At 56.4% G+C, this 19814-nt stretch carries 17 protein-coding genes; 16 read left to right on the forward strand and 1 reads right to left on the reverse strand.

Translation table 11 applies throughout. The features are described 5' to 3' along the window. The first annotated feature begins 6 nt into the window (after window positions 1-6). Complete coding sequence (locus tag UB23_RS11940) at window positions 7-942, forward strand: diguanylate cyclase (protein WP_045059518.1); 936 nt, start codon at window positions 7-9, stop codon at window positions 940-942. A gap of 79 nt (window positions 943-1021) precedes the next feature. On the opposite strand, the gene UB23_RS11945 is transcribed toward UB23_RS11940, so the two are convergent. Further along, a complete protein-coding gene (locus UB23_RS11945; RefSeq protein ID WP_045059519.1) occupies window positions 1022-1417 on the reverse strand; it encodes a RidA family protein in 396 nt (131 codons plus the stop codon). A gap of 140 nt (window positions 1418-1557) precedes the next feature. Between UB23_RS11945 and UB23_RS11950 the strand changes: the two genes are divergently transcribed. From UB23_RS11950 to UB23_RS12020, 15 genes are all read left to right on the forward strand, one after another. Continuing rightward, a complete protein-coding gene (locus UB23_RS11950) occupies window positions 1558-2472 on the forward strand; it encodes a LysR family transcriptional regulator (protein WP_045059520.1) in 915 nt (304 codons plus the stop codon). Window positions 2473-2676: 204 nt separating this feature from the next. Next, a complete protein-coding gene (locus UB23_RS11955) occupies window positions 2677-3141 on the forward strand; it encodes a DUF3429 domain-containing protein (protein WP_045059521.1) in 465 nt (154 codons plus the stop codon). Further along, window positions 3138-4457 carry an ABC1 kinase family protein gene (locus UB23_RS11960; RefSeq protein ID WP_201777871.1) on the forward strand — a complete coding sequence of 440 codons (1320 nt, stop codon included), beginning with the start codon at window positions 3138-3140 and terminating at the stop codon, window positions 4455-4457. The genes UB23_RS11955 and UB23_RS11960 overlap by 4 nt, the downstream gene beginning before the upstream one ends. Before the next feature lie 332 nt (window positions 4458-4789). Continuing rightward, window positions 4790-5074, forward strand: a complete 285-nt coding sequence (locus UB23_RS11965; protein WP_045059522.1) for a hypothetical protein — start codon at window positions 4790-4792, stop codon at window positions 5072-5074. 253 nt (window positions 5075-5327) lie between these two features. Further along, entirely contained in the window at window positions 5328-6974 is a 1647-nt protein-coding gene (locus tag UB23_RS11970; RefSeq protein WP_045059523.1) for a thiamine pyrophosphate-dependent enzyme, read from the forward strand. A 30-nt stretch (window positions 6975-7004) separates the two neighbouring features. Beyond that, entirely contained in the window at window positions 7005-8498 is a 1494-nt protein-coding gene (locus UB23_RS11975; RefSeq protein WP_045059524.1) for an aldehyde dehydrogenase, read from the forward strand. Window positions 8499-8669: 171 nt separating this feature from the next. Beyond that, the gene (locus tag UB23_RS11980) at window positions 8670-9962 is read left to right on the forward strand and encodes an ArgE/DapE family deacylase (protein ID WP_045059525.1); all 1293 of its coding nucleotides are present in this window, start codon (window positions 8670-8672) and stop codon (window positions 9960-9962) included. 65 nt (window positions 9963-10027) lie between these two features. Next, window positions 10028-11371, forward strand: coding sequence for an OprD family outer membrane porin (locus UB23_RS11985; protein WP_052672984.1), 1344 nt, complete (start codon window positions 10028-10030; stop codon window positions 11369-11371). 104 nt (window positions 11372-11475) lie between these two features. Further along, window positions 11476-12750 carry an MFS transporter gene (locus UB23_RS11990; RefSeq protein WP_045059526.1) on the forward strand — a complete coding sequence of 425 codons (1275 nt, stop codon included), beginning with the start codon at window positions 11476-11478 and terminating at the stop codon, window positions 12748-12750. 113 nt (window positions 12751-12863) lie between these two features. After that, entirely contained in the window at window positions 12864-14207 is a 1344-nt protein-coding gene (locus UB23_RS11995; RefSeq protein ID WP_052672985.1) for an amidohydrolase, read from the forward strand. Further along, window positions 14204-15808 carry a flavin monoamine oxidase family protein gene (locus UB23_RS12000; protein ID WP_045059527.1) on the forward strand — a complete coding sequence of 535 codons (1605 nt, stop codon included), beginning with the start codon at window positions 14204-14206 and terminating at the stop codon, window positions 15806-15808. Before UB23_RS11995 ends, UB23_RS12000 begins: the two co-directional genes overlap by 4 nt. A 10-nt stretch (window positions 15809-15818) precedes the next feature. Then, window positions 15819-16211, forward strand: coding sequence for a c-type cytochrome (locus UB23_RS12005; protein ID WP_045059528.1), 393 nt, complete (start codon window positions 15819-15821; stop codon window positions 16209-16211). Window positions 16212-16237: 26 nt separating this feature from the next. After that, a complete protein-coding gene (locus tag UB23_RS12010) occupies window positions 16238-16744 on the forward strand; it encodes a RidA family protein (RefSeq protein ID WP_045059529.1) in 507 nt (168 codons plus the stop codon). Window positions 16745-16794: 50 nt separating this feature from the next. Next, a complete protein-coding gene (locus UB23_RS12015; RefSeq protein ID WP_082069170.1) occupies window positions 16795-17703 on the forward strand; it encodes a LysR family transcriptional regulator in 909 nt (302 codons plus the stop codon). A 353-nt stretch (window positions 17704-18056) separates the two neighbouring features. Continuing rightward, a complete protein-coding gene (locus tag UB23_RS12020) occupies window positions 18057-19739 on the forward strand; it encodes an EAL domain-containing protein (protein WP_052672986.1) in 1683 nt (560 codons plus the stop codon). Window positions 19740-19814: the final 75 nt, after the last annotated feature.

Below are 19814 nucleotides of genomic sequence, written 5' to 3' on the forward strand. Positions count from 1 at the left end.
CAATCGATGGAAACCTGGTTACCCCATTCCTTTAAACGTCCAAAACTCCTTATTGTTGACGATCAACCGACTAATATCCGGGTACTTCATGAGCTATTTCGTGAGGACTGTGATGTGTTCATGGCCACCAGCGGTGAGCAGACAATCGGCGTATGCCAGAACCAACTGCCCGATTTGATTCTGCTGGACGTGGTCATGGAGGGTATGGACGGGCATGAAGTCTGCCGTCGACTCAAGGTTGATCCTATGACCCAAGGCATACCCATCATCTTCATTACCGCACAGCAGCAGGAGTCAGATGAGATGCAGGGGCTGGCGCTTGGCGCGGTCGACTTCATCACCAAACCCATCAATGCCACCATTGTCAGAGCACGGGTCAGAACACATCTGACCCTGAAACTACAGAGCGATCTGCTGCGTTCCATGGCGTTGATGGATGGGCTTACTGGAGTGGCCAATCGACGTAAATTTAATGAGGACATAATGGCGGGTTGGCGTCTGTGCTTTAGAGAGCAAAAGCCGCTATCGCTCATTTTGGTGGATGTCGACTATTTCAAACTCTACAACGACCGGTACGGACACCAGGCTGGCGATGATTGCTTGAAATCCGTTGCCCAAACGTTATCTGAAACAGTTAGACGGCCCTATGACCTGGTGGCTCGATATGGTGGCGAAGAGTTCGCCTGCATTCTGCCCAATACCGTGCTTTCGGGGGCGGTCGAGATTGCAGAAAGAATGCAGGAGCGAGTTCGGGCATTGGGCATCGAACATTCTGCTTCTGATGTAGATCGTGTTGTGACTGTTTCCCTAGGCGTTGCAACATTGACTCCTACTAGAGAACTTGAATTCCAGGCTTTGATAGAAGTTGCGGACAAGCAACTCTACGAAGCGAAGAAGGCAGGCAGGGCGCGGGTGAGTTCATCTGCGACGTCGTCCAGTTAAGCGTTTTTCCAATTGCTGACGGCATGTTCGGTTGGAGGCTTACTTTTTACAGCGACCCGGTAAAAGACCCTGGCCGGCACTATTGCGGTAGTTTGGCGATCACCTTGATCTCGAAGTCAAAGCCGGACAACCAGGTCACGCCTATAACGGTCGCCGTGGGGTAGGGCGCGTCGCCCCAGTACTCGGCCGCAACTTCCCAGATAGTTTCGAATTTCGAGTCGGGGTCTACGATGAAAATGGTCGTGTCGACCACATCCTCGAAACGACTGCCGGCCTCGGCCAGGATCGCATTGAGATGGGTGAAGGCCAGGCGAACCTGTGCCGCGAGGTCCGACTCGGCCGAGCCATCCTTGCGGCTGCCGACCTGACCGGATACGAACAGAAAGCCGTTGGAGCGAATCGCCGGCGAGTAGCGGTGCAGTTCGTACAGTGCATGGCGGTCAGGCGGGAAAACGACATCACGTTTGCTGATCATTGCATAGCTCCTTCGGGGCCATCGCGGCCCGCTGTTTACGATGGAGCCACTGTAGAAAGAAGGCAGACCTGGATAAACGGGCAACTCTGGTCATGACTGTTTGTAGAATCCAAATTATCCAGACCCGAGAGAGGCGTGAAATGGACCGTTTCGATGCAATGCAGGCCTTTGCCCGAGTAGTGGAAACCGGCAGCTTCACCAAGGCAGCAGCCACCCTGCACATGAGCAAGACCACTGTGACGCAGCTCGTTCAGCAACTGGAAGCGAGGCTACGCGTGCGCCTGCTCAACCGCACCACACGCAAGGTCAATGTCACCGCCGACGGCGCGGCCTACTATGAGCGCGTCGTCCGCCTACTGGTCGATATGGACGACGCCGAGACCAGCCTGTCCAGCGCATCGATGACACCGCGCGGGCGGCTGCGTGTGGATGTACCCAGTCCACTGGCGAGAATGCTGCTGATACCCGCCTTGCCGGGGTTCTTTGCTCGCTACCCGGAAATCCAGCTGACCCTGGGCGTGAGCGATCGCATCGTCGACATCATTGGCGAAAACGTCGACTGCGTGTTACGTGGCGGTGAGATCACCGATCAGTTCCTCGTGGCAAGGCATGTGGGCGATTTGAAACTGGGCATCTACGCCGCGCCCGACTATCTGCAGCGCTTCGGTACGCCGGAGCATCCCCGTGAGCTGGACGAGGGCAAGCACAGTACCGTCGGCTTCCTCTGGTTTCGTACTGGCAAAACCTTGCCTTACGCGATGCAGAGGGGTGAGGAGCGCATTGAGGCCCGAGGCCGCCCGCAATTGACGGTCGACGACGGCAATGCCTACCTCGCCGCTGGCCTGGCTGGGCTGGGCATGATCTGGCTACCGCAGTACATGGCCAAACCGCACCTGGCCAGCGGCGAGTTGCTGCCGCTGTTTGAGGACTGGCACATGCCGCCAATGCCGATGTATCTGGCATTCCCGCCGAATCGCCATGTCAGCGCCAAGGTGCGGGCATTTATCGACTGGGTGATGGAATTGATGGCCGAGCATGCGCCGGTGGTACGGTGAAACAGGTGCAAGCCATTTCAGGGGATAGGCATTCTAGACGTCTGCTTTTTTCAGTTCGCTGCCTGGCGCAAAGCACTGCAATCGATCCAAAGCAGCCGGTCAATCAAGGAAAGCATTAAACCACTGTACCAGCGCAAAGCATTGGCATCAGTCCGCAGCTTTTGGGTCTACAGTCTTGTATATCCGGCACTGGAAGAAACTGAAATGAACCTGTCGTCTTCGATCTCGCCGCCAAGGCATATCGTCCTGCTGGGCTATGGCGGTTTGCTACCGTTTTTGGGTCTCGCGCTACTCATCCTCACTTCTCAAGAATATCGACCGTTTTGGGCTGAGGCGCTGGTCAACTATGGCGCTGTCATCCTGAGCTTCATCGGCGCCTTGCACTGGGGCTTCGGTATGTCAGTGCAAAACATGAGTGCCGAACGGCGCCGCGACCGGCTTATATGGAGCGTCATCCCGGCTCTTATCGGTTGGCTCAGCACGTTGCTGCCGGTGCCATTGGGTTGCTTGCTGTTGATCGTCGGATTTGTCGTCCACTTCTGGCAAGACAGACAGTTGGTTCGGGTGGTGAGCCTGCAAGCCTGGTACCTGCCATTGCGATTGCGCCTGACTGCTGTGGCTAGCGTTTGCCTGCTTATTGGCGCAATCGCTTTAGTTGTTTATTCGTGAAACCGCGCCTGCCCGAATCGTCTGCAGTGCCGGGCAGTCGCTTGTCGCGGCTGATGCGTTTTGGCAGTTTGGCCTCGGGCGTGGTGGGCGGCATGCTGGCCGAAGGTGCGCGGCAGTTGGCTCAAGGTAAACGTCCGGCGTTCAGTGACCTGCTGTTGACGCCGGGTAATGCGCAACGGGTGGCCGAGCAACTGTCGCAATTGCGTGGTGCGGCCATGAAAGTCGGACAGTTGTTATCCATGGATGCGGGGGATTTGTTACCGAGCGAGCTTAGCGACATTCTTTCTCGCCTGCGTTCCGACGCGCATCCGATGCCCATGAGCCAGTTGGTAAAGGTCCTTAACGAAAGCTGGGGTAAGGGCTGGGAAGGGCGCTTCGAACGGTTTTCCTTCACGCCATTTGCGGCAGCATCCATCGGCCAGGTTCATGCTGCGCAAGGCAAAGACGGCCAGCGTCTGGCAATCAAAGTGCAATATCCAGGTGTGCGCGAAAGTATCTCCAGCGATGTGGATAACGTCGCTGCTTTGCTGCGCATGTCCGGGCTGCTGCCTCACGGCATGGACGTCGCTCCGCTGCTCCAGGAGGCCAAGCTTCTACTGCAAAATGAAGCGGATTACCTGAAAGAAGCCATGCACTTACAGCGCTTTCACCAACTGTTAGCCGACAGTCCGGACTTTCTGGTTCCTCGCCAGTATGTCGAGTTCAGTACGCCGAACATTCTGGTGATGTCCTTCGCCGACGGCGGCCCACTGGAGACCCTTGAACACGCGCCACAGGCAGAGCGCGACCGCATCATGACATTGCTGTTCGGCCTGCTTCTGCGCGAGGTGTTTGAGTTTCAGTGCGTCCAGACCGACCCCAACTTTGCCAACTACCGTTACCAGCCAGAAACCGGGCAGTTAGTGTTGCTCGACTTCGGTGCCACGCGCCTTTATAGCCGCAACAGCACCGAGGCATTTCGCAAACTGCTCGTTGCAGGCCTGCGTGAGGACCGCGCCGCCATCACCGAGGCAGCGCTAGATGTCGGCTACTTTCAGCCTGAAACCCTGCCCAGGCATCGGTTATTGCTGACTGACCTCATCTGCCAGGCCTGCGAGCCACTGCGGCATCAAGGTGCCTATGACTTTGCGATGTCCGACCTCGCAGGACGCTTGCGCGATGCAGGGTGGCAACTGGGTGCCGATCGCGATTTCTGGCACACGCCACCGGTGGATGTCCTGTTTCTGCATCGCAAGGTAGGTGGGTTGTATATGCTGGCTGCGAAACTGAAGGCGAGGGTGAATGTGCGATGCCTGTTCGAGCCTTACGTAATTTGAGCGTTTCCCGAACAAGTGAAAGGGCTTGGTTGAGCACCCCTTGATTGGGCCTGACCTTGCCCGCTGTTCCGATGAAGCTTGTAGTCCGCAGCGTCGCCCACAATGGCTATTCAGGTTTGGCGACTTGATTACAGACAATGCGATGCCTATGTGCTTTGTTCGCAGGGGCCATCGCACCCGCAAAGCCGCTTTTTTTATGGCGGCTGTGCGCGGGAGACCTTCGGGTCTGCCGGTGTTCTCTGTGCCGGTTCGCCAACCTGCGTACAGCTGCCACCCAATCGTTTGGCGACGACTGAGTGACGGCATTGAGCCAATCAAACAGAGATCTTCAAATGAATCGATACGCCCCCCTTTCCGGAATCGACGCGATTCCGGCCGCACTGCTCATCGACACTCAAGCCCCACTCGACGTCCTCCAAACAATGGCCGATTACCGCATCCGCACGGTCACGCAGGTGCTGGAAAACATCGCCTTCCGCGCCGAGATTGGTTGCGACACTGTCGTGCTGGCGGACTTTTCCAGACTGCTGGCCATTCCGCTGCGTGATGGTTGTGACCTGCTGGAAGTGATCGGTAAACGGTTACGGGCGCAGGCGTCGGCGTCGGCGTCGGCGTAAATCAAAACGGGCATCTTGAAGGTGCCCGTTTTTTTGTGGAACTGACACCCTGTCCTTTTTTAGCCGGCGTTCGGTGATTTTCAAGCCCAAGAGGATAAGCATCAGCTCTTTATCAGTGCTTATGGGTATGCGCAAAAAGCATTGAAACTAAAAACATTCAGCATTAGACGACATTGTTAGCGATCCTTAGTCTTCGCCACATTCCTGAGGCGCCTAACGCGCCCGGCATCTCAAAACAATCGAGGAATGGGCGATGTTTAAACGCACTGGTGGTCAGCTTGTCGTTGACCAGTTAACTCACGAAGGTGTGCAGACAGTGTTTTGCGTTCCGGGTGAAAGTTATCTGGAAGTGCTGGATGCATTACACGATTCACCGATCAAGCTGGTGGTTTGTCGTCAGGAGGGTGGCGCGGGTTACATGGCCGACGCCCACGCTCGAATCACCGGGAACACTGGCGTGTTCATGGTGACCCGAGGTCCAGGTGCGGCGAACGCCATGGTTGCCATGCACACCGCCTGGCAGGACAGCGTGCCTTTGGTACTGTTTGTCGGGCTCATTCCTCGCGCGGAAACTTACCGCGAGTCCTTCCAGGAGTTCGATCTGGATGGCTGGTTCGGTACTACCAGCAAAGGTGTGTTCCAGATTGAGCACGCCGAACGTATTCCTGAGATCGTATCTCGCGCCTTTGCGCTGGCGCGCACAGGTCGGCCCGGGCCGGTGGTGATCGGGCTGCCGGAAGACATGTTGCGTGATCGAGTGCAGGCGCAGGCCGTCCAGCCCATCCGCTCCCTGCAAGCTGTGGCCGGCCCGGATGCCATTGCCGAGCTGGAAAGTCTGTTGGCCGGTGCTCTGAAACCTTTGGTGATACTGGGTGGTGGGGGCTGGACGCCGCTGGCGACCCGACAGGTCCAGCAGTGGGCCGAGCGCTACGAGTTGCCGGTTGCCGTGGACTTCAATTGCATGGATCTGATCGACCATCGTTCGCCGTCTTTTGTCGGGTCGCTTGGCTATGGACGTTCAAGCGCCATGGCCGATGCCTTGCGTGACGCGGACCTGGTGATTGGCATTGGTTCACCGTTGGGCGACATCGTTACAGATAGCTGGGCGCTGCTCCCTGTGCAATGGAATGCAGCCACACTGGTGACGGTATTACCCGATACGGACTGCCTGGGTGCCGCGCATCCCCAAGCATTGCGGATCATCTCGCAAATGCCTGGATTTGCTCGCGCACTCGAGACCTTGACTCCCGCTTCGCCGCTGCCTTGGGGTGAGCGTACTCGAGCGTTGCGTCAGGACGGCGAACGCTATCGTCGGCCACCGCCACTGGGCGGGCGCATCGACCTCAATGTCATTTTCGAGCACTTGCAACAGTCCTTGCCAGAAGATGCGATCGGCACCTGGGGCGCGGGTAACCATGCCGGATGGGCCGGGCGCTACCTGCGGTTCAACGGTTATCCAGCGCAATTGTCGCCACGCAACGGTTCCATGGGCTACGGCGTTCCAGCTGCTATCGCGGCTGCCCTTGCACATCCGCAGCGGCAAGTGGTTTCGGTGGCTGGCGATGGCTGCTTCATGATGAACGGCCAGGAGTTGGCGGTTGCCCGAGGCTTGGGATTGAAGCCGTTGATCATCGTATTGAACAACGGCATGTACGGAACCATTCGAACCCACCAGGAAATTCATCACCCCCGACGCATCAGTGGTACCGATCTGGTCAACCCGGATTTCGCCGCCTACGCCCGCGCGTTTGGTGGTCACGGTGAAACGGTGACCGAGACTGAACAATTCGCCAGCGCACTTGATCGTGCTCTGTCCAGCGACACCTTCAGCATCATCGAAATACGCATCCCTCAGGACCTGCTGGGGCCAGATATGCGCATGAGCGATCTGCACCGCTGATTGTCTTCTCTCTCTCGCTAAGGAATTCCCATGGCTCAATTGACCCATGCTCAATGGCAGCAACGTGCGCTGTCGCTGTCGATTGAAACTCGAGCATTTATCGACGGGCGTTACACCGCGGCGTCGAAGGGTGCCACGTTCGAATGTGTGAGTCCGGTGGATGGCCGCGTACTGGGTCAGGTGGCAAGTTGTGATGCCGATGACGCGCAACTTGCCGTGGCGGTTGCACGCAAGGCATTTGAATCCGGGCACTGGTCACGCAAGGCACCCGTTGCCCGCAAGCAAATCATGTTGCGTTTCGCGGCGCTGATCGAGCAACACAGTGAAGAACTGGCGTTGCTGGAGACCCTGGACATGGGCAAACCCATTGCCCATGCCCTGGGTATGGACCTGGTGGCGACGGTCGACGCGATTCGCTGGAGCGGCGAGGCAATCGACAAGATCTACGACGAAGTGGCTGCCACGCCCCATGATCAATTAGGCCTGGTAACGCGTGAGCCGATAGGTGTGGTCGCGGCGATTGTGCCGTGGAATTTCCCGCTGATGATGAGTGCGTGGAAGCTCGGCCCGGCGCTTGCCACCGGCAACTCGGTGATTCTGAAACCTTCCGAGCGCTCGCCGCTCAGCGCGATTCGTCTGGCTCAACTGGCGCTGGACGCGGGCATTCCTGCGGGGGTGTTCAACGTTTTACCGGGTTACGGGCACACCGTGGGCAAGGCATTGGCGCTGCACATGGACGTCGACACGCTGGTGTTTACCGGGTCCACAGGTATCGCCAAACAATTGCTGGTATATGCCGGTGAGTCGAACATGAAACGTGTCTGGCTGGAGGCGGGTGGCAAGAGCGCCAACATCGTCTGTGCTGATGCTCCGGACCTGCAGGTGGCGGCGCAAGCCGCAGCAGCGGCCATTGCGTTCAATCAGGGAGAGGTCTGCACGGCGGGTTCGAGGCTGCTGGTGGAGCGAAGCATCAAAGAAGATTTTGTTGCCATGGTCATTGAAGCATTGCGGGCATGGGTACCTGGACATCCGCTAGACCCGTTGAGCATGGCGGGTGCCGTCGTCGACCACCAGCACCTGCAGAGTGTCTTGGCGCATATCGATAGAGCGCAAAGACAGGGCGCGATCTTGCGTGGTGGTGGTCGGCAAGTGCGTGCAGAAAGTGGTGGTGCCTATGTCGAGCCAACGCTGTTTGATGGGGTCGACAACGCCATGGATATCGCACGTGAAGAGGTGTTCGGCCCTGTGCTCTCAGTTATCTCTTTCGACTCTTTGGAGCAAGCGATTGAGATCGCCAACGACAGTCCTTACGGGCTTGCAGCAGCAGTCTGGACTCGGGATCTGTCGAGGGCGCACCTGGCCGCAAAAGCTCTGCGTGCCGGTAGTGTCTGGGTCAACCAGTACAGTGGGGGTGACATGACTGCACCGTTCGGAGGTTTCAAGCAGTCAGGTAACGGTCGCGACAAGTCGCTGCATGCTTTCGACAAATATACCGAGCTTAAAGCCACCTGGATTCAGCTGTAGCGGATTGTGGTGGCCCGCTCGATGCAGTCCGGCTCGAGCGGGTTTGCAAGTCAATTTGTGCTGATCAATACCATGCTTTTTAAGCATATATAGTCCAACAAATCAGCATTGGACGGCATGGTTAGCTGAATTTACGATCCTCCCACATCCAGCTACCTGTGGACCTGAATAATGAAAAAAATAAGCATTAGTGCGCTTGAGAAAGACATCGTTGCCGCGGTCGAGACGCTGCGCGACGATTCGATCGCCTTGCTCAGCGAGCTGGTATCCCACGCCTCTCTGCTGGGTGAAGAACAATCGGCGCAGAGCGTAATGGAAAGAGTGTTTGCCGATGAGCTCAAACTTGAAGTTCAGGCGCTGACGATCGACGAAAGCCAAATCAAGGATCACCCAGGGTACTCGCCATCGCTGGTTTCCTACGATGGTCGAGTCAACGTGATCGGCACGCATCGGCCATCAGTGGTGCAGGGCAAGTCGATTATTTTCAATGGCCATATAGACGTGGTTCCAGTAGGGGATGAGCGACTATGGACCCGGCCGCCTTTCCAGCCATGGGTCGACGGCGACAAGCTGATTGGCCGCGGCGCTTCGGACATGAAAGCCGGCATCGTCAGCTACATCATGGCGTTCAAGGCCTTAAAACGACTGGGCTACGAGCCTGCAGCCAAGGTCATTCTGCAGTCGGTGATTGAAGAAGAATGCACGGGAAACGGCGCGTTAGCCTGCCTGGTCGCCGGACACACTGCCGACGCTGCCATTATTACCGAGCCGACCGCAGGTTTGATGACGTGCCAGATGGGCGTGCTCTGGTTGTCCGTGGAAATTAGCGGCAAACCAGCACATGCGGCCCAAGCGACGCAGGGCAGTAGCGCGGTAGATTTTGCATTGGCGATGTTCGCCGGCCTCAAAACACTTGAAAGCGAGTGGAACGAGCCTGCGAACCGGCATCACTGCTACAACCACCATCCTAAACCGATCAACTTCAACTTAGGCAAGATCCAGGGTGGTGAATGGACGTCTTCAGTACCGTCGATGTGCCGTCTGGATATCCGCATTGGGTTTTATCCGGAAAAAACCGTGGAGCAGATCAAGGCTGAGGTCGAAGCTCGACTCGAAGCATTGTTCCTGGCGCATCCGGCTCATCTCTCTGCTCAGTACCACGTCACTTATGGCGGATTTCAGGCGCAGGGTTGTGAGATCGATATGAACCAGCCTGTGATCACCTCGCTACAAAAAACCTATGCCGATGTGATCGGTGAAGCAGTACCCCTGGTGACGTTCGAGGGCGCCACCGACGCGCGGTTTTTCAACTTGTACGGTGGGATTCCCGCAACGTGTTACGGCCCTGTCGGCGGCTCCATTCACGGCATTGACGAATGGGTTTCGATCGACAGCATGATGGATGTCACAAAGGTTCTAGCCGTGTTCATCGCACGCTGGTGCGGCCTCAACCCCGCCCAATAAAAAAACAAAAAACGCTTAAGTCCAAGTTTCTGCCTGCCATCACAAAAATTATAAGGCGTTCAGTTATGAATAAGGTTCGTTCGGCACCTCAGGTGGCCGGGTCGCTCGCGGCCGCTCTTTTTCTAGCTTCTATGGGGGTTCAGGCCAAGGAAACCGGCTTTGTCGAGGACAGTTCGCTGATGCTCAATACCCGAATGTGGTACTCGCACGAAATCGGCAGAAAGGACACCTACTTTTCCGCGCAGACCTCTGAAGGACGCAGGCCCGTTAGGGACCGGACAGCTTGGCTGGAAGGCTTCAAGCTCGACTACGTGTCCGGGTTCACCCAAGGCATGCTCGGTTTTGGCATTGATCTGTCGGCCTATTCTGCGATTGCGCTGGAGCGGAGCAAACTGGCGACCGCAGGTGGCAGCAATCGTTTGCTGGTCGACAAGGATGGCAATGTAGTTGATGACTGGAGCAAGGTCGGTGTCGCGGCGTTGAAGTTCAAGGTGTCCGACACGGTGCTTAAAGTCGGCAGACATCAGGTCAAGACTCCCGTAATGGGTTATTCCGATACCCGAACTCTGCCTGCGGCCTTCGACGGGGTCTCGTTGGAAAGTCATGACATTGAAGGCTTGACGATCAAATCCGGATACTTTGACCAGGCAACCCCGCGAACCGGTGCAGGCAGCCAGGACTTGACTCCCAGTTTCGGCTCACGTCTGGTCACCAGCGACTGGGTGGCCTACGCCGGTGCCGACTATCTGGTCAGCAATGGGTGGCGCGCCAGTGCGTATGCCTCGCGTTTCGAGGACATCTGGGATCGGCAATACCTGGGGCTGGGGCAGAAATTCAAGTGGGATGAGATCACCACAGATGTCCAGTTCGACTTCTACAACACCCAGTCCAGCGGCCGGGAAGTGGCGGGAACCATCGACCAGCAGGCGTATGGCCTGAGCATCACCCCGACCTACAAGAACCATACGTTGAAAGTCGGACTGCAGCAGATCAAGGGGGATGAATATTTCGACTATGTGGCCGAATCCAATGCGATCAATCTGCCGAACACAATGCTCTCGTATTACAACGGGCCAAATGAACGCTCATTCCAAGTCAACTACAGCAACGATTTCACGGCGTACGGCGTCCCGGGCTTCAAGACCATTCTCTGGTACATCAAGGGGTGGGGCATTGATGGCACTGACTATGATGGCGGCCGCAACGGCATCTATTCCTCCGTCCTCAAGCAGAGTGATGAAAGCCACTACGAAGTTGGAACCTTCGTCAGTTATGTCGTCCAGTCCGGACAGCTGAAAGGGGTCAACCTACTCAGCGGATACGCCTGGCATCGCGCGAGTGAAAATCAGATCGAAGGCAACCTTGAAGAATTTCGCCTGATCGTCAACGTACCATTCAAAATTTTCTGAAGCGACGCCGCTCGAAAAAACCTATAACAGCTAAGAAAAACGGAGTACGAATGAAATCCACCACACTCCCTGTGAGATCGACTGACGAGCCGGGATCTGTCCCGGTGAGTCTCGATGCGGCGCAGACACGCAAAATCGTGATCGCTGCCTATATCGGTACTGCCCTGGAGTGGTACGACTTTTTCCTGTTCGGCACCGTGGCGGCGATCGTATTCGCGCCGCTGTTTTTCCCTGGTGACGTCCCGGCTATCTCGATCATGGGAGCATTCTTAAGTTTCGGTGTTGGTTTTGCTGCCCGCCCCCTGGGAGCAGTGATTTTTGGGCATATCGGTGACAAATATGGGCGTCGCAGCGCATTGGTCATCACCGTGATGATGATGGGACTGGCCACGACCATGATCGGCTTTTTGCCGACCTACGCCACGGCCGGTATCGTCGCCCCGATTTTGCTGACTATCCTGCGTGCCGTACAAGGTATTGCTGCAGGTGGTGAATGGGGCGGTGCAACATTGCTGGCGATCGAATATGCGCCACCGAAAAAGCGCGGCCTGTACGCTGCCATTGTGCAGCTGGGTTCGCCGACGGGCACCTTGCTGTCGTCGGGTGCTGTCGCCCTGGCCGCTTCTTTGCCGGGCGACGCGTTCCTGGAATGGGCGTGGCGGGTGCCATTTGCGGTGTCCATCGTGCTGGTTGGCGTAGCACTGTGGTTGCGCTGGAAAGTCGAAGAGACTCCGGCTTTTCAACGCCTGGCCAGTGAGAACAAAACCGAGAAAATGCCGGTGCTCGAACTATTCCGCCAAGTTCCTGGACGGCTCGTGCTGGGCATCGCCACCTATCTGTATTGCAATGCCGGTTTCTTCATCATCACCGCGTTCATGATCAGCTATGTCACCAAGACGCTGAACTTGCCTAGCCACGTCATTCTCACGGCGTTGACCTGTGGAGCGATCATGCAAATGATCACTCTCGTGGTGTCCGGCAAGCTGGCTGATCGGATTGGCTCGACGCAAACGGTGATCATCGGCTACATCATTACCCTGGCCCTGGCTTTCCCGATCTTCTGGCTGGTTGATACCCGTGAACCCATGTACATAAACCTTGCAATGATCCTCGGCCTTGGGTTGTCAACCGTGGCCTACGCCCCCATCGGCAATGTCCTGACTCGGCTGTTTCCCGCGCACTTGCATTACAGCGGTCTGGGGTTGTCGGCCAATCTTTCCGGCCTGATCGCAGGGTTCATGCCGGCTCTGGCCACTGGGTTCCTGATGTTGTCGGATGGCAAGTCATGGGGGCCTGCGCTGCTCCTCAGCCTGATCGCCGCCATCTCGCTGAGCGCTACGGTCATTACGTTATTCGTAACTCGCCATCAGCCTGACTGAGTTTCCCTCAGGGTGATTGGCTTTACGGCAATCACCCTTTTTTCAACACGTATGGCTTCTCCTGGTTTCGCCAAGGGCAGGAGAGTTGTGCCTGTTCGTTAAAGAGAGTTCCAATGAAATCCATCTATCCGCTGCTGTTCGTTTCAATGCTGGCCGCTGCACTCACCAGCGCTGCACAAGCCAGCGTGCCCGATGACTGGGTCAAGGCCGCCGCCTTGCTGGAAGAGCCGGCGGTCATCGCACTGCGGCACAAAATCCACCAGCACCCCGAGCTCGGCAACCAGGAATTTAAGACTTCCAAGCTGGTCGCTGATCGCCTCCAGTCGCTTGGCATTGATGTCCGGACTGGCGTCGCTAACACCGGAGTTATTGGTGTTCTCAAAGGTGGCAAGCCAGGACCGGTAATGGCCTTGCGCGCGGACATGGACGCATTGCCAGTGCAAGAACCTGCAGGTCTGGCCTTCGCGAGCACGGCACGAGCGCAATATCAGGGCAAAGAAGTCCCAGTGATGCATGCCTGTGGGCACGATGCCCATACCGCAATGTTACTGGGGGCGGCGAAGCTGTTGGCCGATCACCGGGAGCAGATTGCGGGTACCGTGGTGTTCGTGTTTCAGCCAGCGGAGGAGGGTGGCGCGAACATCGACAACTTCACCCAGGGCGCCGAAATCGGCGCACGAAAAATGATCGCCGAGGGCGTGCTGGTCAATCCGAAAGTCGACGCCATCTTTGGTTTGCACGTCATGGCCGGGGTGCCGAGCGGACACATCCGCTATAAACCGGGGCCGACCCTGAACAGTGCCGATGGCCTGCGCATTACCGTAACCGGACGCCAGGTGCATGGATCTATGCCATGGAAAGGCGCGGATCCGGTAGTTGCCGGTGCGCAAATGATCACTGCCATGCAGACGCTCATCAGCCGTCGCGCAGACCTGAGTCAAGGCATGGGCGTCGTTACTATTGGTGCAATCAACGGCGGGACGGTCGGCAATATCATCCCGGAAACCTTGTCGATGCTGGGCACGGTGCGCACCAACAACAATGAGATCCGCGACGGCATCCTCAGTCAATTGCCGCCGATGATCGAACATGTTGCCCAGGCTAATGGGGTTACCGCCAAAGTTGAACTCGCGGAGTACGCGCCGGTGCTGATGAACGATAAGCGCCTGACTCGCATGATGGCGGCCTCGATGAAAAAGGCCGCTGATGGCAACGCTAAACTCACCCCGAACTTCTCTCCCGCGAGTGAGGACTTCGCCCATTACGCGAGCAAGGTCCCTGCGCTGTTCGTGTTCCTCGGAGCAACTTCTCCGGACCAGGACATGCTCAAAGCACCCGTCAACCACAGCCCGTTTTTTACCGTTGACGATGCCACGCTCAAAACCGGTGTGCGGGCCCATGTCGAGTTCATTCTCAACTATCCGCTGATCGCGGGTTTGGGGGGCAAGTCGTCATGATCGATCAAGCCAAAGTGACACGCCGCACGCTGCTGCGGTGGATAGGCAATACGGCCGGTGCTGCCGCAATGTATCAGGCCATGAGCGCCTTGAGCTTTGCCGGCGAGTCGACCTACGCGGGGGATTTTAAGCTGAGCCAGGCACCGAAAGGTTCGACAGTGCTGGTCCTGGGTGCTGGTCTCGCGGGCATGACCGCTGCGTATGAGCTGCGCCAGGCCGGTTACAAGGTCAAAGTCCTGGAATATAACGCCAAGGCCGGAGGCCGTTGCTGGACCTTGCGTGGCGGTGATCGCTTCACCGAATTGGGGGGTGCCGTCCAGGAGTGCCGCTTCGATCCGGGCCTGTATTTCAACCCGGGGCCTTGGCGAATTCCCTACCATCACCACGCCATTCTGGATTACTGCAAAAAATTCGAGGTCAAGCTCGAGCCCTTCGTGCAGGTGAACCACAATGCGCTCGTGCACAACAGCCAGGCGTTCGCTGGAAAGCCCAAGCGCTACCGCGAAGTCCAGGCCGATTACCAGGGCCATATTGCCGAGCTGCTGAGCAAGGCCGTCAACCAGGGCGCGCTGGATCAGGAAGTTACGGCCGAAGATCGGCAAAAACTCCTGGAAAGCCTTCGGGTCTGGGCTGGCCTTGATGCCGATAATCAGTACCGCCAGTCAACGACCAGCAGCCTGCGTCGCGGCTTTGCCGTGGATGCCGGTGGCGGCCTGATGCCGGCAGCCCAGCCCTCGCCAATCATCGAGCGCCAGGCGCTGCTGCAGTCAGGCATGTGGCTGTACCTGATGGTCGGTCAGTTGCATGAATTCCAGACCACCCTGTTCCAGCCAGTAGGAGGGATGGACATGATTGCCCAGGCGTTCGCCCGCCAACTGCAGGGGGTAATCCAGTTCAATTCCAAGATTACCCGCATCCAGCAGAACGCCCAGGGTGTGAGCGTCACCTGGGAAAACAGCGAGGGTGGCCAACCCCTGCAGGAGCAGGCGGATTGGTGCGTTTGCACGTTGCCGCTGTCGATCCTGAGCCAGATCCCGATCGACTGCGGCGCGCCGATGCAGGCAGCCATTCGCGCGGTGCCATACAACGCCTCGGTGAAAATCGGCTTGCAGTTCAAACGACGGTTCTGGGAACAGGACGAACATATCTATGGCGGTGTGAGTTACACGGACTCACCCATGCAGCAGATCGGTTACCCCAATTGCGATTACGGCAGTCGTGGCAAAGGCGTGTTGCTGGGTGGCTATCTCTGGGAGAACAACAACGCTTTCGAATTTACTGCCATGACACCTGAAGAGCGCATCAGAAAAGCTGTCGAATACGGCGCTCAAGTTCACCCGCAATACCCAGCCGAGTTTGACAACGGCATCGCCGTCGGCTGGCATCGTGTGCCTTGGAGCAACGGGTGTTATGGAGCGTGGACCGAGGCATCGCGGGAAGCTCACTACAACAATCTGTGTCAGATCGATGGTCGCCTGGTACTGGCCGGGGAGCATGTCTCGCACCTGCCGGCCTGGCAGGAAGGCGCCATCCTTTCAGCACAGGATGCGATCACCCGTCTGCATGCGCACATTGTCGCCCATGCAAGCGCGAAGGTCTGAGGAGCAGTAAATGAAACGACGTTATTCAGCCTTACTGTTGATCTTGTTGGCGAGTGGGCACGCGCATGCGCTGGACCCGCAAGTGTCCGCTCCCGGCAAACATTTTGAGCAACGAGAGGGCGAGGGCCTGTTCAAGGCCATCTGTCAGGGGTGTCACATGGCAAAGGGTCAAGGTGCGCAGGGTGCTGGAGCCTATCCGGCTTTGGCAAACAATCCGCGGCTGTCTGCGGACGCTTACCCGGTGTTCATGGTGGCTCAAGGGCAGGGCGGCATGCCTGCCTTCAAGAGCTTCCTCGACGACGAACAGATCGCTGCGGTAGTGACCTACATCCGCACGCACAACGGCAATGCATTCAATGAACCGGTAAACATGGCAACGGTAAAAGCGCTGACAGGCCGCTGAACTGACCACAAAATTGAGGGAAAACGATGCTTATTAACTCCATCCATCAGGCGCTTGGCGCTACTCTGGGACTATTTATGCTGCTCGCTCAGGCCAATGCCGGTGAATTGATCCGCCACAAAATTCCCAATACCGATTTTCCGGTCGCATTGGCAATTGAGATTCCGGCAAACTCCACGTTGGTGAATTTCAGTGGCGCGGTGCCCGCGATTATCCATGCCGATCAGGATAAAAACACCGTCGCCGCCTATGGCGATACCCAGGCGCAAACGGTAAATGTACTGCAGGGTATCGAAACGTCGCTGAAGCGCCTTGGTCTGGGCATGGCTGACGTCGTGAAAATGCAGGTGTACCTGGTGGGGGATCCGGCGAAGCAAGGCAAAATGGATTTTGCCGGTTTTATGAAGGGCTACACCGGCTTTTTCGGCACTGCACAACAACCGCTCCTGCCGACTCGTTCCGTGTTTCAGGTGGCCGGTCTTGCCAACCCGGGGTATCTGGTTGAAATAGAAGTCACCGCGGTTCGTCCCTGAACGAGTGATACGCTGAGAGCGCGGTCATCAAGCTGCGCTTCATTTCTCGAATGCACAATGGTACAGGTGCCATGAACTTACGCCGTGTCGAGTGTTTTCTCGCCGTAGTCGATTTTGGTACGGTTACCGCTGCCGCCCCGCAATTGCATATGGCCCAGCCGGCCCTAAGTCGTCAGATACAGAGTTTCGAAGGCGAACTAGGCTTCAAGCTGTTCGATAATCAACGCAACCGCCTGCGACTGACACCCGCTGGCCGTGAGCTGGTGCCTTTGGCGCGACAACTGTTGAGCAACGCACGGTCGGTAAAAGCTGCGGCACAGAGCTGGTCGAAGGGGCATATCCAGCGCCTGCATCTGGGCGCTACCTATGCCACGATCGCCGGTCTGATCGCGCCTTTTATCAGCATGTTGAAAGCCGAGGACCCATTGATCCTCACCCATGAGTCGTCGCATTTCGGTTTGCACGAACTGCTGCATAGCGGGATGGACATGGTGGTCTCGCCCATCACTCCGCAGCAAGATTGCGCCACTTTGCAATTAGGCCTGGTGCCGCTTCGAGCCTATGTGAACAGCGACCATCCTTGGGCCATTAAAAAGATGAGCAGGGTTACGCTTGCTGAATTGGCGGATCAGCCCCTGTTGTTGCCTAGCAGCTCCAGTGTCAGTCGGATTGAGCTGGATCTGGCCATGACACGCGAAGGTTTGCGGTATTCGTCGGTCGAAGAGTGTGACCAATCACCCATCATCCAGGCACTGGCGGCTAATGGACGGGGAGTGGGTGTTGTCACGGATTTGCCGCGCTACGGGCTACATGGTGTGCTGATCCAGGCATCGGCACGGACACCGGAGGTGAATCTTGGGGTGACTCTGCATGCCGCATGGGATCGTCAGCATTACAGCACTCTGACGCTGGAAAGCCTGGCGCAGCGCCTTAAGGCTTTCTTGCACAGCATCCATTAGCTCGTTGTAGGCTCTTCCCGAGTGGTCGGCATCAGAACCATTGCGTCGCACCCTCGGACGAAGGTTCTGTGCATGACGCTTCGTGATCTGGTTGTTTGCTCACCGGTATGACCAAGCCAAGCTTCACCGGCCACGCTTTTAGGAAGGCCCAAAATTTAAATGGAGACCTGCAACTCCGGGCGTTGAGCTTGACCAGAGCAAAGCGCGGGCTCTGGCGGTGTGATCACTCTGCTTTAATGTGTTGGTCATACGCTTCCAGTTGGCGGAATTGGTCTCGTTAAGAAAAGCGCCCAAAGGACACCCCTCAATGTCATAACAATTTCGATGCTTGACATAACCAGGATGGCGAATCTATGAGCGCACAGACAATTAGCGAAGATGGGAATGAACACCTACGTCTACTTTTCCAGCACACACCTGGATTCATGTGTGTACTTCGCGGCCGGCAGCACATCTTTGAGCTCGCAAACGACGCTTACTATCAGCTGATTGGTCACCGTCAGATTCTAGGCTCCGCGTTAGCTGACGCTCTCCCCGAAGTAATAGAGCAGGGTTATCTGGATAAGCTAGACCACGTCTTTGCTACGGGCGAACCTTTCATAGGGCGCGCTCTGCCGATTAAATTACAATGTGTGTTAGATGGTCCACTGACGCAGTGCTATATCGACCTGATTTACCAACCAATTCGAGCTTCTAGCGGTCAGATATCCGGAATATTTGTTCAAGGCCACGATGTCACAGAAGCGCATAACCTCGCCCAGGATATTTCTTACCAGGCCGCTCACGATTCTTTGACAGGACTGTACAACCGTCGAGAGTTTGATAAAAAAAGTCACGAACTCGACAGGTTTTCTGGCACTCACGCCTTGTTGTACATGGATTTGGACCATTTCAAAATAATCAATGATCGTGGTGGCCATGATGCAGGCGATGCTTTGTTGCGGAAGGTGGCTGCAATTCTAAAACAGCATGTAAGACATACCGATCTCCTGGCGCGCCTCGGCGGTGACGAATTTGCCCTGATCTTGCGTGACTGCTCTGAAACAGATGCCATAGAACTGGCACACACGTTGCGCAGTAAAATTCGTGACATTCCTTTTTTTTGGAACGAACGGCGTTATAGCGTGACCCTCAGCGTCGGTCTTGTGGGATTTGGTACTCTTCAGTTCCTTCCATTCAGTGAGGCTTTGAGTCTAGCCGATATCGCTTGCTTTCTAGCCAAAGAAAAAGGTCGAGACCGAGTCCAAGTTAGCCACGCCGACGATTTGGAAATCACTGAACGGCAGCGTGACATGGACTGGGTCAATCATATCAAGGATTGCATTAGGGACGATCGAGTCGTACTTTATGGACAACGCTTCACCGCCATGCTGGTGCAGGACCACGGTTCAGTCGAGTGTCGTGAAGTACTGGCCCGTTTGTTGGATACTGAAGGTAATTTGATTTACCCGGGATCGTTTATACCCCCAGCCGAACGCTTTGGCATTATTGACGAACTAGATCGCCATATTATTCGCAAAGCGTTCTCGAACCTGCAAAGTTTGCCGGTACATCAACGGGCCAAAACTCGCTATTTTATTAATGTATCGGGCGTCACCTTAAGTACCCCTGGTTTTTCTGCATACATTGCACGGATGCTAGCTGACTACGTGGATGTGCAACCGTGCCAGGTATGCTTCGAAGTGACAGAAACAGCGGCCATCTGGAGCTTGCCGCACACCGCTGCAGTTATCCAACAGCTCGTCGATCAAGGGTTCAGTTTTGCGCTGGATGATTTTGGCAGCGGGATGTCTTCCTTTTCTTATCTTCAGCAATTGCCCGTCCAGTACGTCAAAATAGACGGCGAATTTATCAAAGGGATTCTGACCCATTCGGCAGGTGCCTCTATCGTAGAAGCCGTTGTGAAGGTCGCTCGTGCGATGAATATTTTAACGGTCGCCGAGTCGGTTGAATTTCCCGAGTTCCTGCCCCTATTGCTAGAGATCGGTGTTGACTACGGCCAAGGATACGCGCTGCATCGGCCAGAGCCACTGTAGGTCAGTACTCGTAGAGGGGAAACGCAAGCCAAGAATCACCTGCGAGGCTGATGTTCTAAAACCCGCACCATGTAA

The sequence above is a fragment of the Pseudomonas sp. ES3-33 genome (genome assembly GCF_000952175.1).
In the GTDB taxonomy this organism is placed as follows: Bacteria; Pseudomonadota; Gammaproteobacteria; order Pseudomonadales; family Pseudomonadaceae; genus Aquipseudomonas; species Aquipseudomonas gregormendelii.

Excerpts from the sequence above, each read along its gene's own strand:
- UB23_RS11940 (WP_045059518.1), top strand. The coding sequence starts at position 7 with ATGGAAACCTGGTTACCCCATTCCTTTAAACGTCCAAAACTCCTTATT.
- UB23_RS11945 (WP_045059519.1), bottom strand. The coding sequence starts at position 1,417 with ATGATCAGCAAACGTGATGTCGTTTTCCCGCCTGACCGCCATGCACTG.
- UB23_RS11950 (WP_045059520.1), top strand. The coding sequence starts at position 1,558 with ATGGACCGTTTCGATGCAATGCAGGCCTTTGCCCGAGTAGTGGAAACC.
- UB23_RS11955 (WP_045059521.1), top strand. The coding sequence starts at position 2,677 with ATGAACCTGTCGTCTTCGATCTCGCCGCCAAGGCATATCGTCCTGCTG.
- UB23_RS11965 (WP_045059522.1), top strand. The coding sequence starts at position 4,790 with ATGAATCGATACGCCCCCCTTTCCGGAATCGACGCGATTCCGGCCGCA.
- UB23_RS11970 (WP_045059523.1), top strand. The coding sequence starts at position 5,328 with ATGTTTAAACGCACTGGTGGTCAGCTTGTCGTTGACCAGTTAACTCAC.
- UB23_RS11975 (WP_045059524.1), top strand. The coding sequence starts at position 7,005 with ATGGCTCAATTGACCCATGCTCAATGGCAGCAACGTGCGCTGTCGCTG.
- UB23_RS11980 (WP_045059525.1), top strand. The coding sequence starts at position 8,670 with ATGAAAAAAATAAGCATTAGTGCGCTTGAGAAAGACATCGTTGCCGCG.
- UB23_RS11985 (WP_052672984.1), top strand. The coding sequence starts at position 10,028 with ATGAATAAGGTTCGTTCGGCACCTCAGGTGGCCGGGTCGCTCGCGGCC.
- UB23_RS11995 (WP_052672985.1), top strand. The coding sequence starts at position 12,864 with ATGAAATCCATCTATCCGCTGCTGTTCGTTTCAATGCTGGCCGCTGCA.
- UB23_RS12000 (WP_045059527.1), top strand. The coding sequence starts at position 14,204 with ATGATCGATCAAGCCAAAGTGACACGCCGCACGCTGCTGCGGTGGATA.
- UB23_RS12005 (WP_045059528.1), top strand. The coding sequence starts at position 15,819 with ATGAAACGACGTTATTCAGCCTTACTGTTGATCTTGTTGGCGAGTGGG.
- UB23_RS12010 (WP_045059529.1), top strand. The coding sequence starts at position 16,238 with ATGCTTATTAACTCCATCCATCAGGCGCTTGGCGCTACTCTGGGACTA.
- UB23_RS12015 (WP_082069170.1), top strand. The coding sequence starts at position 16,795 with ATGCACAATGGTACAGGTGCCATGAACTTACGCCGTGTCGAGTGTTTT.
- UB23_RS12020 (WP_052672986.1), top strand. The coding sequence starts at position 18,057 with ATGAGCGCACAGACAATTAGCGAAGATGGGAATGAACACCTACGTCTA.